The 14,543-nt window shown below is 41.0% G+C and carries 13 protein-coding genes; 1 reads left to right on the top strand and 12 read right to left on the bottom strand.

Annotation, left to right across the window (positions count from 1 at the left end; genetic code table 11):
* Positions 1–63 precede the first annotated feature (63 nt).
* The 8 genes from OCV99_RS11785 to OCV99_RS11750 form a co-directional block, all read right to left on the bottom strand.
* Positions 64–1,002 (bottom strand): glycosyltransferase family 2 protein, encoded by a 939-nt coding sequence (locus OCV99_RS11785; protein ID WP_158370727.1) that lies wholly within the window; start codon positions 1,000–1,002, stop codon positions 64–66.
* Between the two features lie 13 nt (positions 1,003–1,015).
* Complete coding sequence (locus tag OCV99_RS11780) at positions 1,016–2,113, bottom strand: glycosyltransferase family 4 protein (protein ID WP_158370725.1); 1,098 nt, start codon at positions 2,111–2,113, stop codon at positions 1,016–1,018.
* A 20-nt stretch (positions 2,114–2,133) separates the two neighbouring features.
* Positions 2,134–2,445, bottom strand: coding sequence for a glycosyltransferase (locus OCV99_RS11775; RefSeq protein WP_158370723.1), 312 nt, complete (start codon positions 2,443–2,445; stop codon positions 2,134–2,136).
* Entirely contained in the window at positions 2,442–3,653 is a 1,212-nt protein-coding gene (locus OCV99_RS11770) for a glycosyltransferase (protein ID WP_158370721.1), read from the bottom strand. The genes OCV99_RS11775 and OCV99_RS11770 overlap by 4 nt, the downstream gene beginning before the upstream one ends.
* A 24-nt stretch (positions 3,654–3,677) precedes the next feature.
* Positions 3,678–5,753: a sugar transferase gene (locus tag OCV99_RS11765; RefSeq protein ID WP_262575509.1), complete on the bottom strand. Its 2,076-nt coding sequence runs from the start codon at positions 5,751–5,753 to the stop codon at positions 3,678–3,680.
* A gap of 130 nt (positions 5,754–5,883) precedes the next feature.
* Entirely contained in the window at positions 5,884–6,393 is a 510-nt protein-coding gene (gene loaP, locus OCV99_RS11760) for an antiterminator LoaP (protein WP_158370719.1), read from the bottom strand.
* A gap of 403 nt (positions 6,394–6,796) precedes the next feature.
* A complete protein-coding gene (locus tag OCV99_RS11755) occupies positions 6,797–8,686 on the bottom strand; it encodes a polysaccharide biosynthesis protein (RefSeq protein ID WP_331490726.1) in 1,890 nt (629 codons plus the stop codon).
* A gap of 42 nt (positions 8,687–8,728) precedes the next feature.
* Positions 8,729–8,953 carry a hypothetical protein gene (locus OCV99_RS11750; RefSeq protein ID WP_158370716.1) on the bottom strand — a complete coding sequence of 75 codons (225 nt, stop codon included), beginning with the start codon at positions 8,951–8,953 and terminating at the stop codon, positions 8,729–8,731.
* Positions 8,954–9,216: 263 nt separating this feature from the next.
* Here OCV99_RS11750 and OCV99_RS11745 point away from each other — a divergent pair, with 263 nt between their 5' ends.
* On the top strand, positions 9,217–9,903 hold the full coding sequence (locus OCV99_RS11745) for a YczE/YyaS/YitT family protein (RefSeq protein WP_158370714.1): 687 nt from the start codon (positions 9,217–9,219) through the stop codon (positions 9,901–9,903).
* Here OCV99_RS11745 and OCV99_RS11740 read toward each other — a convergent pair.
* The 4 genes from OCV99_RS11740 to OCV99_RS11725 form a co-directional block, all read right to left on the bottom strand.
* The gene (locus tag OCV99_RS11740; protein WP_158370712.1) at positions 9,900–12,701 is read right to left on the bottom strand and encodes a translation factor GTPase family protein; all 2,802 of its coding nucleotides are present in this window, start codon (positions 12,699–12,701) and stop codon (positions 9,900–9,902) included. The genes OCV99_RS11745 and OCV99_RS11740 overlap by 4 nt on opposite strands.
* Positions 12,702–12,953: 252 nt before the next feature.
* Positions 12,954–13,097 (bottom strand): hypothetical protein, encoded by a 144-nt coding sequence (locus tag OCV99_RS11735; RefSeq protein ID WP_262575505.1) that lies wholly within the window; start codon positions 13,095–13,097, stop codon positions 12,954–12,956.
* 190 nt (positions 13,098–13,287) lie between these two features.
* Positions 13,288–13,578, bottom strand: coding sequence for a hypothetical protein (locus OCV99_RS11730; RefSeq protein WP_158370710.1), 291 nt, complete (start codon positions 13,576–13,578; stop codon positions 13,288–13,290).
* Positions 13,579–14,088: 510 nt separating this feature from the next.
* Positions 14,089–14,535: an RrF2 family transcriptional regulator gene (locus OCV99_RS11725; protein WP_158370708.1), complete on the bottom strand. Its 447-nt coding sequence runs from the start codon at positions 14,533–14,535 to the stop codon at positions 14,089–14,091.
* Positions 14,536–14,543: the final 8 nt, after the last annotated feature.

Below are 14,543 nucleotides of genomic sequence, written 5' to 3'. Positions count from 1 at the left end.
GCAGTATCTATAGTTTCCGAGCCTTCCATCCTCGTTTGAAAACACGAATTTTCAGATATTGTACTAATATGGAAAATCCCCTTTCTGAATCTCAAGTCGATGTTTCCTCCAATATCTCATGGCTTCTTTTAAGCATTCGGCATTCTGCTTTTTAATCTTCCATTCAACAAATCGCCAAAAATTGCACCATCGCATAGCAACAACAGACTTCCATCCCATCTGATGTTTGTAACTCAGATATGCCCTATTTAAAATATACATATAAGCACTCTTTTTCGTCGGCGTCCTATACTCTCTGCTAACCATATGCTTCACATGTACTCTGTTGGACATAATACATTTCAGTTTTTCTGCCTTGGCTTTTTTATAATAATCATAAGTATAGTCCAAATCCTCTGCGTATGCATACCCCGTCAACTTCTCATCCCACATTAGTTTCCATTTATTTGCAAGAGATTTTCGGATAACAAAGAAAAATCCCATAGCCCACATTGTATCTGTCTGCTCAGTAATTTTATTCGGAAAACATCCTAACATGGACCACGTAACATGTCCAATATTTCTTTTTGAAAAAGATTTCGTTCCCAATAGATACCCTATCTTAGACGTTGTTTCTGATGCATTGTCATCAAGTCCTGCTATCATTGCAATCTGCTTATTCGACATCAAATTGTATATTTGTTTTAAGGTATCCGAATAAACGTCTATATCATCATCCGAGCATATTATTACTTCATGTTTCGCATAAGAAAAGGCTGTATTTCTGGCTTTTGTTAAAGACGGCTCTGCCTGATACACATAAAAAGTTTCTATTCTTCCTCTAATTTCTTCTACTAATCGCTTAATTTCTGCAGCAATTTCTTCACTCGTACTTTGATCTACAACCACTATTTGCGCTGGAAGACACTCACTGTCTAAATATTTATTCAGAGTTCTTTTCAATGTTTGCGGTCGATTCATAGTAGGTATCAAAACCGTTATCGGTAAAATTGTTTTTTTCATCCTTCATCTTTCCTTACATGTTCCACAATATTTCCAGGTGCTTTTGCACCATAGCTTCTATCGTATAATTTCTCATTATATTCAAGCTATTCTTTCCAAAGGCTTTTTGTTTTTCTGAATTAGTGAGCACTTCTATAATTTTCTCTGAAATCGCGTCCACATCTTCTACTGGGACAACGTAACCATTGACATCATTCTTAACTAGTTCTAGCGCTGCTGCACATCTGCTAGTAGAAATAATTGGTAACCCATGTGCCATTGCTTCTTCTATAACAAGCCCCCATATATCCTCTCGTGTCGGTAACACAAAAATATCTGAAGCATAATAATATTCATTCAAAATATTTTTTGACTTATATCCAACAAAATGTACATTATTAAGTTGGTTTTCATTTTGTAATAAAAGATATTCCTCTGTCGGCTCTCCTCCAACAAAATATACCCCTACTTCTTCTGGCAGATTGGATACTGCTTTTAATAATATATCGAACCCTTTTCTTGGTATAAACTGACCGACCGCAAGAACGATTTTTTCTTCTTTCATACCTAATTTTTCGCGTAATTCATCCTTTCTTCCCTTTTCAGGTATGTTTATATCTATTTCTTCCTCCCTTACTGATGTAAATGGATAACGAATTATTTTCTCTGCATCGGCTCCATAAGCAATAAAATACTCATCACAAGCCACTCCTGTACTAAAATATCCATTTGCCCCAGTTATGAAATATAGTTTTATACCTTCTTTAACTCCTTCCCCATTTTTGGCAAATCCACCATCGCACTCCAAATAATAGTTTATACTATGTTTTCTCATATATTGAATAGCCAACATTCCAGTTGGCGAAGTAAAGTTTGAACAAATAATATAGTCAAACTTATGCCGCTTTAAGAAGTTTATAATGCCCAAGCAAATCGCAGTATCTGAATTGATTTTTATTCCTTTTAAAACAATTCCTTCAAAATTTTCAAAAGCATAATTATTCCAAGAACTATCCCTTTCATCCGAAGTAGATTTTTCAAATATTACTGTCAAATTCAAATATTTTCCTAATTCATTAAAAAACTCCACCCTATATGGTGAAGGTACATTAGTGATAAATAAAACTTTCAACTGTATTTTCTTCCTCATGTCTAATAATAATTTAAGTACTGCTCTATTATTTTATCTTTAGTTACACAGCCTCTTTTATCAGGAATAGGTCGCAAACCGGCAATTTTATCTATTATATTTTCAACAGTGTTTTCTTTCACGGTTGTTCCAAATAACACAGCACTCTCTGGACTCCCTCCCGTTTTATAGGTAATAACAGGTGTTCCACTTGCTATTGTTTCAAGATTAGTTGTTGAATAATTATCTTCAACCGTTGGGTTTACGAATACATCTGCAATAGAATACAAATTCGCAAGATGCTTTACACTATTCGTTCTTGTAATGCCTATCATTTTATGGGATAAATCAATCTTTTGTTTCCAGTACCCCTGTATTTTCCCAGATACTCCTTGATAGTTCGTTTGTTATCACATGCCAGTCTATCAACCTTCAAATCCAAAGGCTTTGTTTTTATTTTCTTAATCATATCATATATAGTTTTTATGTCTCCCTGTGGAACAACATACCCGCATAAACCAACGCTTTCCGCACATCCTCCTGTATCATATGAAATTACCGGCGTTCCGCAAAGAATTGATTCCACATTAACTAAACCATAAGAATCACAATATGTCAGATTTACAAACACATCCACAGCGCTATAAATATATGTCAACTCCTTAACGCTTGCCGTTCTTTTTATTCCAATTATCTTTGGAGGCAATTCTTTTAACTGCTTTTCAGTCAATCCAACCATAACAATCTTAAATTTATCATCTAACATCTCAGCCAACTTTAAGAAATCTGAATATCCCTTTAAGTCACTCCATGCTGTCGCAACGCCTAACACTACAAATTTATCTTCCAAATGATAAAATTCTCGAAAATCATTCTCCAATGGCATAAATTGACTTGTGTCTATACCATTGTGAATAACTTCAACTGGATACTCCGACAAAAAAGACTTTCTTGTTAAGCCAGCAAGCCAATGTGACGGAGTAATAATCGTCATGTCAGATACTCCAGAAAAAATAGTTTTTTTCTTCTTCCAATTTTGTTTGGATCTATCAATAAAACTTTTCGGATATTCTTTTATTTGAGGGCATTTATAACAACCTTTACTCCACCTCTCACATTTTACCGCATCACAATACGCACTATGACCGGTAAAAGCCCAACAGTCATGCAATGTCCATATCACTTTTTTGCCGCTACATTTCAAATAATCAAAGAGAACTTCTATATTTATATAGTAGCCATGAAGATTATGAAGGTGTATTACATCTGGGTCATATTCTTTCATCCATTTAACAAATTGCTTTGTAGCTTTTTTACTGCCAAATCCTGCTCCATCCAGTAATCTTGCTTTCACACCATGAACTTTAACATCCCAATCTGAGCCAATCTTCACAGCATACTTTTTAAATTGTTCAGGAACCTTTTCTCTACCATATGCAATTTTTACTTCATGTCCTTGCGCTTCCAGTGCAGTCGCAAGATCTGTACAAATCCGACCTGTGCTGCGAATACCACAGACGACATTAATCATCAAAATCTTCATAATAAATCCTTTTCACACTTTTGGTTATATCTCCACCATACTTTCTAATTTATCCATATACATGGATTCCTTAAAATTTTTTTCATAAAATTTTCTTGCATTTTTTCCCATCAGTTTCCTATCTGTATCTCTTGCAATAAATTTTCTGATATTCTCAGTCAACTCAATTGCATCACCTGCTTTACCACAGAATCCGCATTGCGCTTCATTTATCACTATTTCTGTTTCACCATCGATCGCACCAATAAGAGGTTTCCCGACCGCCATATAACTCTGCACCTTCCCGGGAAGAGTAAGACTAAGCACAGGATCAGCCGCCAATGTAACAAGCATTGCATCTGCCTTTTTATAAAAGTCTGGCATTTCCTCAAGTGGTTTTCTTCCATAAAACTCTACATTCTCCAGATTCTTACCAATCTTCTGCAATCTTTCCAAATCAGTACCTCCGCCAATGATATGAAACCGAACCGGCTCGTCTTTCAAAAGATTTGCTGCTTCCAGTATTGTTTCCACGGATTGAATCGTTCCTATATTTCCGGCAAACATAAAATCAAATATTCCATTTTCTTCTTTTATTGGCATTTCTTCGAAAATATCTTCCGCATATTGTGGAAGATACTCTATTCTATCTTTTCTAATACCAAATTCGCTCTTAAAATAGTCAGAGAACATACGACTTGTAATTAGAATCTTATCCACCTGTCTATAAATTCTTTTACTGACATGATGATAATATTTATAAATCAAAGACTCTCTTGTAATACCACCCGCAATCAAACTTTCCGGCCATAAGTCAAGACAATACATGATAGCTGGTACTTTGTATCTTTTTTTATAGCCAATCGCTGCATGTGCCATCATCACAGGACTTAACTGATTACAAAAAACAACGTCAAATGGTTTCCCATCAGAAGTCCTACACTTACTTGATAAGGCATAGGCTGTAGAAGTTACCGCATAACTATAATAATTAAGCATTCTCTTCACGCTTCCTGTTCCCCTCGGAATTTCAAAACACCTATGTACTTTTACACCGTTTATAATTTCGTCAATATGTTTTCCCTTCCCATATCCATCATAAATTTTTCCTTCCGGATAATTGAGATACCCCGTAACAACCTGCACTTCATGCCCACGTCGAACCATTTCTTCGCAAATATCAGAAATCCTAAAAGGCTCCGGTTTATAGTATTGGCAAATTACAAGTATCTTTTTCTTTTCTTCAGCACATTTTTTACATGATTCATTCATTTCATGCTTTTTTAACTCCCCGGTACCACCTTCGACAACAGAGTTATCATTCGCAAATACACCAATAGAATCAAGGAAACACTTAATATCAATTCCTATTCCTATTTTTTGCACATACTCTCCATCAAGTTTTGCTTTCGCAGGAATCTCAAGCTCATCCCTTCCATTAATTTGCGCCCAGCCGGTTAACCCGGGCTTAACATCATTCGCACCATATTTGTCTCTTTCAGCAGTTAACACATCCTGATTCCATAGTGCTGGCCGAGGTCCGATAATTGACATATTTCCAATAAAAATATCCCAGATCTGTGGTAGTTCATCTAAGCTATGCGCTCTTAAGAATTTTCCTACTCTTGTAATATATCTATCCGGATTATCCAACATATGCGTCGGGACATCATGCGGAGTACACATTTTCATGCTTCTGAATTTATGTAATTTAAAATACTTTTTATTCTGTCCCATTCGCTTCTGTGTAAAAAGCACCGGTCCCGGATCATCAATAATAATTGCAAGCGAAATTCCAAGGTAAAGTGGTGATAAAACAACCAAGCCACTAAAAGACAACACAACATCTAAAATTCTCTTAAAATATTTCTCATATATTCCAGGTTTATATTCTGACATTCCGCTTGATTCCAAATGTCCTCTTACACCATCTGCATTTTCAGCATCGCGATCATCTTTCACAAAAACGACCCGATGACCTTCCAGCACATTTTTTTCTTCCGGAACATTCTGATATACAGAATTATTTTTCTTCAATTTTGCAATAACGCTCAATCCACAAAATACCACACACACGCTTGTCGCTATAATTCCTATTATTTTTGCAAAGTTTTTATCCATATACTTCTAACGCTCCATTTATCTTTTTCTACCCATTTAGAGCACTTCTTCCTTTCCCCACTAAAAAAAGCCCCTCCAGGGACTTTTCCTTACTCTCTTACTCTGCATTTCTTCTATTATATATATTCATCTATTCTATCTTTGCCACAATCTCCAGCCCTACCTGGATGTTCTGTGTTCTTCCAAACATTTCTATGTCCAGCCAGGCTTTGCGCTTGTGGCGATCTATCTTCCGTATATATCCTTCCTTGCCCTGCAGCGGTCCGGATGTTACTTTGACCTGCGAGTGTTCGATGACACCCTGGGACATCTCTACCACTTGCTTTGCACCGCCGAAACTCTCCAGGAAAGCGATTTCTTCTTCTTGAAGCGGAACAATCTCTTCACCGGTTCCGATTAGCTTTGTCAGCCCGATGATTGTTTTCAATTCTTCATATAGAGCTTCTACATTTTCTGTAATCATAAAAACGTACCCGGGGAAAAGGACTTTCGTCTGTGTTGTCCACTCTCCACGGATACGTTTTTGCTCTTCATAATAAGGGATAAAACACCGCTCCAGCACTTCGGCGGATACATTTTTTTTGCATTGTATCCGTATGCTTTCCTCTGTGCCTGTGCGTGTCTGCACAACATACCACATGGGCAGTTCTCCTATTCTTTTTATTATCCCTTGCCTTTAATAAAACAGCCCACCCCAAAAAGGGTAGGCTACGCCATTCCGCCTTCATTCAGGCGGATGATTATCTTCATTTATTACATTCCGGGCAGTTGAACGCGGCAAGGCGACGATTCAACTCCACGAAAATTTTTTCTATCAGTTCAGCCATGCACAAAGTCATAAAAATCTGAGTTCAAACTTGTTTGAAAACGAAGATTTTATGTACTTTGTATATGGCGCTCTGCCATAAGCGAGAATTTAGCCGCGTATGCGACGAAATAAGCTGCGAAGCAGCTAATTCGAGCTGTTATGGCTGAACTGATAGATGCTATGTTCAGCCATGCATAAAGTCACAAAAATCTAGCTTCACTCAAATCACAATCTATTATGCACCTGCATGTTTTGTTTTGTCAATATGATAAGTCGGCACAATCTCTGCCACAATCTCTTTCATATGCCCGTCCTCGTGACGGCTTGCTTCATCCAGTTCATGAAGCTTCTCTTTGAACCATTCGTCGTCCATATCGATGGGCTTTCCGATATGGATCAGTTCATTTTCTGTTTCCTGAAGCCCTTCTTCATCCATCAGAAGTTCTTCAAAAAGCTTTTCGCCCGGTCTGAGTCCGGTATATTCTACCATAATATCTACATCTGGCTTGTATCCTGACAGACGGATCAGATTTCTCGCCATATCGTCGATTTTAACCGGATCCCCCATATCCAGTACGAAGATTTCTCCGCCTTTGGCATAATAGGAAGCCTGCAGTACCAGAGATACTGCTTCCGGTATGGTCATAAAATAACGAATGATGTTCTTATCTGTTACCGTGACCGGTCCGCCTTCGGCTATCTGTTTTTTGAAAAGTGGTATTACGCTTCCATTACTTCCCAGTACATTTCCAAAACGCACTGCCACAAAATCGGTATTCGAACTCTCCCGGTTCATCATCTGTACCACCATCTCGCAGAGACGCTTGGACGCCCCCATGATGTTGGTCGGATTCACCGCTTTGTCTGTGGAAATCAGCACGAACTTCTTAACGCCATACTTGGTGGCTGCTTTTGCGGTCTTGTAGGTTCCGATAACATTATTTTTAATCGCCTCGTTGGGGCTGTCCTCCATGAGCGGCACGTGTTTATGCGCTGCTGCATGGAAAATAATGTCCGGACGGTATTTTTCAATGACCCAGTTGATACGGTTCGTATTCCGCACGGAACCGATCAGCGCCTTTAGATTCAGATTCGGATAAGTTCTTTTTAACTCCTGCTGAATCTCATAGGCATTGTTTTCATAGATTTCAAAGATTATCAACTGCTTTGGTTCTGCATGGGCAATCTGACGGCACAACTCGCTTCCGATGGAACCGCCGCCACCGGTAACCATAACCGTTTTCCCTTTGATTGCCGCAAATATCTCTTCGTTGTTGACCTTCACCTGTGCCCTTCCCAATAGGTCGGTGATTTCAACATTACGAAGCTTGCTCACATTTACCTCGCCATTTACAATCTGGTACACTGCCGGAACTGTCTGCATACGGCATTTTGTTTCCTTGCAAATGTTAAGAATATCTTTTCTGTTCTTTCCGGTTGTAGCCGGAATCGCATAGATAATACGGTCAATATCGTATTTTGCCGCCATCTCGATAATGTCATAACGGTCTCCTACGATTGGAATTCCTTCCAGTTGTTTTCCAATCTTGCTCGGATTGTCATCAATAATACAACAAACCTTTACGTTCATTTTATCGGAGTTAATCAGTTCCTTTATCAGTGTCTGTCCTACGGCGCCCGCTCCGATAATCATGACATGCTCCCGCTCTTTCACGTTGAATACCTGGCTGTTCCGCTTGGAATAAGCCCGCAGTATCCGGTAAGAGAAACGAATTCCTGTTGTCGCGCAGACGGACAATACGTATCCGATGCAATAATAGGATCTGGGCATTTTCAGATCCATAAAGAGAATGCCCGCCGCATATACCGGTATCAAAGTAATATATGCCGTCAGAATCATCCTGACCTCCGCCACACTTGCCAGCCTCCATACACTATGATACAGCCTGAAGGCATAAAATACGACAACTGTCGCAATGACCCAGAATGGCATGGACCATATATAGCCTTGTATATATTCTTCCGGTATCCGTGAAAATAAAAAATCAAATCTTATCAGCAGTGCTGCCAGATAAACCGCCAGTGTAATTAATATGTCCATAAACGCAAGAAGCATGGCTTTGTGTATCCAGAGCATCTCTGTCTTCCGCTCTCTCATCTTCATAATTAACTTCCCGTTCTCTTTCCTTTTTATAAAGTTTATTATCTACTCGGCAGGATATGATTTTCTTCTTAACAAATAAATCCCCAGCCCTACAAACATCATAATAATCGCCGCAATAATCGCCTTGTGCGGATCAATCACCGGCACATTTTCCCCTACTACTTCACTTACCACGGCATCTTTGCTATAATAAAGCATTCCAATAGAAGCCACTACCACCAACACAGCGGCTGCAATCGACTTCCATTCTTTTTTTATGTACTCCATCGCAAATTTCCTTTTCTCTTACTGTTTTCTAACTGCATCCCTTTCACAGGAGCCTTTACTATTTTACACAAATCCATTCATTTTTACAAGGGATTATCTTTTCTCCGACAGCGTATTTACACTTTTTGTTACTTTTTGCGGTTTTTTCGTCAATATACAATCGTTTTTTGCCGAAAACATACATCAAAAAATCGACTATAGCGCAAAAAATTTATTTGTGCTAAAATTCTTAATGGAAATTATGGAAAAAAGAGGTTAAGACTATGACAAAAGAAAAGATATATCGAGGTTTCTTTTACGCTGCGGGGCTTTTAATCCTGGCGCTTGGCATTACATTAAATACCAAAACAGGGCTGGGAGTTTCGCCCATTATATCTGTCGCATTCTGCGTTTCGGATATATGGAATCTGAATTTTGGAAATATAACACTGGCGCTTTATACGCTTTTTATTGTAGTGGAGATGCTTCTGCATGTCTCTCACCATACCGGCAGCTTGAAAGCTCTTCTTTTAAAGGATATCCTTCAGCTTCCTCTGAGCTTAGTTTTTACCAGATTTCTAAATATATTCGGCGCTCTGATTCCCGATTTGCAGACTGCATATGCGGGAAGTTTTGCCGGGAGCTTCGCCGGACGGCTGTTTTTCCTGATAATTGCAATTATATTAACCGGAATTGGGGCTGCCATGTCTCTAAACATGCGCATCATTCCCAATCCCGGCGATGGAATTGTACAGGCCCTCTCCGACTGTTTTGGAAAGAGTGTGGGCTTCACAAAAAATTGTTTTGACCTTCTATGCATTTCTGTCACCATCATACTGGGGCTTGCCCTCTCCGGCCATCTGGTGGGAATCGGCGTCGGAACGGTTCTTGCAGTCATCGGCGTCGGACGGTCTATCGCTGTATTTAATCATTTTACATTTGATAAAATGAATGCACTGGCTGGAATTTAACAAGACGTATCTTCATCTGAGATCGTCTTTCGTCCCAGCCTGACTTCTTCCATTTCTTCTGCCATGTCTTTATCCATATGGTCAAAAAGATAATTTTTCCTGCTCTCCCTGTGATTCTCAGCTTCTTCGTGAATCTGACGCCGCACGATTTCTACCTCTTCCCGGAACTCCCTTGCGGATATCAGTCTTCCGCCCTGTCCCAGTGTAACCACCTGCTCCACGCCGTCGGATGTAGCCACCGTTACATTGTACTTTCGCCCGATCTGATGAACCACCTTCTCGATGTACTGATCCGCCGTTTCTGCTTCTTTGGTGTATACTACATGGATATTGTGGTATTTCTGGATTTCCATCGTATACCCTTCCACCCGATAAGCATCAAACACCAGGATTACCGCACACTTCTTAAAGCCCTGGTAATTGCACAGGACATCCATCAGCTTATTCCTCGCCGCTTCAATATTATCTTTGGCAAGTTCTTTCAAATCATCCCATGCAAATATGATGTTGTAACCATCTACCAACAGGTATTCCTGGATTGTTTCTTCTTTTTTTCCGGATTTTTCTGTTCTGTCCTGATTTACAGTTTTCGAAGAACCTGCCGTCCGGCGTTCGATTTTCCCATAAGTCCGGATAAATATCTCTTCCAGTTCTTTGTCTTCTTGTGCATTCCAGGATATTCTTCTCCCTGCTGCCCCCGCAGCTCCTGCCGTGCTCCGAGCCATACTCTGAGTTTCGTCCTGTTCCACATTCTGCAACCCATTGTGCGCTGCCGCTGCTTCTGCTTCCCGTTTCTTCAACTGGCTCTCTATATGCATGTAATCCGGCACCTGATCCCAGGGTACGTTGAATCCGGCGCCATGGGCACAGAACACAGAGCCTGTCGGATTTGCCAAATCCCTTTCTGCATCGTATCCACTGGCTTCTATGATTTCCTCTGCATTATGACAGGGCTTGTATCCCCTGAAAATACAGGCGAGTCTTCCCTGTCCTTTGGTATAACCGGTAACTTCCATCTGATATCCCTGCATTTCCGCCACCGGAGCGCTCCCGGTTATCACCGCCATCTCTCCCACCGTCTCCGGCGGATGAAATTCTCCTGACATCCGCTGTATATCCGTAAGCGCGCGCCCTACCGTTTCCGCCGGGATTTCCAGACGAAATTCATAATATGGTTCCAACAGGATGCTTTCTGCCTGCATCAGCCCCTGGCGCACCGCCCGATAAGTCGCCTGCCGGAAGTCCCCGCCTTCTGTGTGTTTCAAATGAGCCCGTCCTGCTGCCAGCGTGATTTTCACATCAGTAAGCTCTGCGCCAATAAGCACGCCCCTGTGGCTCTTCTCTGCCAAATGGGTGAGTATCAGCCGCTGCCAGTTCTTATCCAACATGTCCTCACTGCAATCAGAAGCAAGTACCATTCCGCTTCCCGGATCGCCCGGCTCCATAACCAGATGTACTTCTGCATAATGGCGCAGCGGCTCAAAATGCCCCACTCCTTCTACTGTTGTTCCTATTGTTTCCTTGTATACAATGTTCCCCGTACCAAAAGTCACTTCCACGCCGAACCGCTCTTTGATGATGTCCTGCAGAATCTCCGTCTGCACTTCCCCCATCAGCTGCACATGAATCTCCCCCAGTTCTTCATTCCACGTGGTCCGAAGCATAGGGTCTTCTTCTTCCAGCTGGCGCAGATTCTGCAGCATATTATGGATATCGCACCCTTCAGGCAGCCGAACCTGATAATTCAGCACCGGCTCTAACACCGGCTCTTCTGACGCACATACAATCCCCAATCCTTCTCCCGGATAAGTAGCATTCAGACCTGTGGCCGCACAGACCATTCCCTTATGAGCTTCCTGGACAAGCTCATATTTCTCGCCGGAATAGACGCGGATCTGATTTACTTTTTCCTCCCAGGCCTCTCCGTCTTTCCCTCTGCCGCTTAAGATATCCTTCACCTTCAAGGTTCCACTCACAATCTTCATATAAGTCAGCCTGCTGCCTTGTCCGTCCCTAGAAATTTTGTAAACCTTTGCGCCGAATTTATCCCCTTCTTCCACCGCATTCCACTTAAGAAATCCTTCTCCTGTATATTTCTCCAGGCCATCCAAAAACTCCTGCACTCCCTGTACTTTTAATGCGGAGCCGAAATAGCACGGGAAGACCTTGCGTTCTGCTATCATCCGAATAATGGTTTGATCCGCGAGCCGTCCTTCTTCCAGATATTCTTCCAGCGCAGCCTCCTCACATACGGCAACATTTTCCCAGGAAGTATCTTCCTGCTCTTCTCCATTAAATCTCACACAGTTATCACTCAGACGTTTCTTCAATTCCTCCAGAATTTTCTCTTCATCTGCCCCCGCCTGATCCATCTTGTTGACAAATAGAAAAGTGGGAATCTGGTAACGCTTCAGCAGATTCCAAAGCGTCCGGGTGTGCCCCTGCACGCCATCCGCTCCACTGACCACCAGAACCGCGCAGTCCAGAACCTGCAGCGTCCGCTCCATCTCTGCCGAAAAATCCACGTGGCCCGGCGTGTCAAGAAGTGTAAACCGTGTATTCCCCAGGTCAAATACCGCCTGCTTGGAAAAGATGGTGATTCCTCTGCTTCTCTCTAATTCAAAATTGTCAAGAAAGGCATCTCCATGATCCACCCTTCCTAATTTTCTTATACTGCCGCACAGATATAAAATGCTCTCGGATAACGTCGTTTTCCCCGAATCCACATGGGCGAGGATGCCCAGGCAGATATTCTTTTTTGTTTGGTTTGTCTCTTTATTTTCTGAGGGATTTCCCATAGAAAATACCCCTTTCTATACTATAATGATAACTTAATTATCATAGCACAGAAAGAGGCGTTCGTCGATAAAGCATTTTTATGCAATTACTTTAGTCTGCATTTGCGTCCTTTTTGCTGAAATCAATCACAAGGTATCGGGGAACATTATTTTTTCAAAAAATAAGCAGATTTCGGAATTTTTTACATCCAAGCATAAAAACAGCCGACTGATTCCCGTTTTGAAACCAATCGGCTATGTAAAATCTGTATTTTATTTTTCTTCTGACAGGCGCTGTGCCTCCCGTTCAAATACATGGGAAATATCATATAATTCAGGTACATCTGAAATCGTACAGACGCTTACACAGTAATTCAGCCACAGAAATTCTTTGGTCATCTGATAAATTACAGCCATTGCCCTTGCCTCTGTCATAATCTCAACAGAATGATAACCAGATTCTTGTATATGCTCAAAACCATTCCGCTCGAAGTATGCCCGCACATCGTAATAGGCATTATGCCAATCCCCTTTGGGTTAATGCTCCTTTAAAGCCTCGGTATCCAAGTCGAAATTGATACCTTTCCTCTGTGTGCTGTCCATCCGTTTAATTCCTCATAAATTCGGTAATCAGGTTTTCCTTTTCATTCCCGTTATACCAGAAGCACTCCTGCAAATGCTTTGAAATCCCCACCGCATTTTTCAGCGCAAAGATTGCCGCCCAGAATCTTCCATAATCCTGCTTGCGTCCCCGGTCAAGATATACCCTCATTCCCGGCTCCCTTCCCGCACAATCCAAATCCTCTTCCTCAAAAATCCGGTCTGTCTGCTCACAGATTCTATCCATATCATCCGGCGTCAGGTTATTAGGATTAAATTTAATCTCTACTTTATACATGACTTTCATCCTTTCAAACAATGAGATGTAGCGTCTGTTCCTTTTTTATTATCTCCATTCTAACACAGAGATCCTCAAATGTCATTTTCTTTTTTACCCATCTGCTGTCTGCAAGCTGTTTTCCTGCCACATTTGTTTATCTTCATCGTTTACAAAAATGGTACCATATATACTGGAATATAATGAATACCGTTTTCCCACTTATAGTCTTTTGTATGAACAACATATTTTTCTTTTATACGACTACTGAATTTATCAGTAAATACATCCAGTGATCGATGACTTCTATAATTACCGGATTTTACTTCGATTGGACAGATTTTATCCCAAATCCCCGTTCGTGTAAACATTATTTTTACCCAAATCCCCATTTAAAAGTTGACCCATAACCCGTTCAAAAAGGAAGAGACATTCCGCGAAAGAATTCGGTGCTTAAAAAGTCCGAATTCTGTAGGAATGTCTCTTCCCTGCACGTCAGGGGGTAAAAATCGGTATTAACCGACAATCCCTTTAAATATAATACATATCCTGATTATATAGTTTGCTATCCTGATAGTTCTTCTGAAGATCTTCCAGCGTAACATTTTTTAACACCTGTTCCATCTGCGTGTTAAGCCGGTCAATAATCAGCTCCTGAATACTAAGCGCAATCCCACGTCCATGAATATCTTCGGGAATCTCTTCCTCCTCTATCCGATAGCTCCCGTCCAGCGCCTCAAGAATTTCCGAAACAGTAAGTTCTCCCGGAACAACATTCAGCCGGTATCCTCCCTGGGCGCCTTTACTCCCCTTGACAATACCTGCCCTTCGCAGGCTCGCAAACACCTGCTCCAGATACTGAGAAGAAATGCCGTTTCGCTCTGCGATATTTCCCAGAACCATATATTCATTTTCCGAATTTGCCGCCAAATCAATTAAAGCTCTGATGCCATATCTGCATTTCTTTGAGATTTTCATACCTATAT

The sequence above is a fragment of the Dorea acetigenes genome (assembly GCF_025567385.1).
GTDB lineage: Bacteria > Bacillota > Clostridia > Lachnospirales > Lachnospiraceae > Claveliimonas > Claveliimonas acetigenes.
The sequence above is the reverse complement of the archived record's forward strand: the minus strand, read 5'-3'. Positions and strand labels throughout refer to the sequence as shown.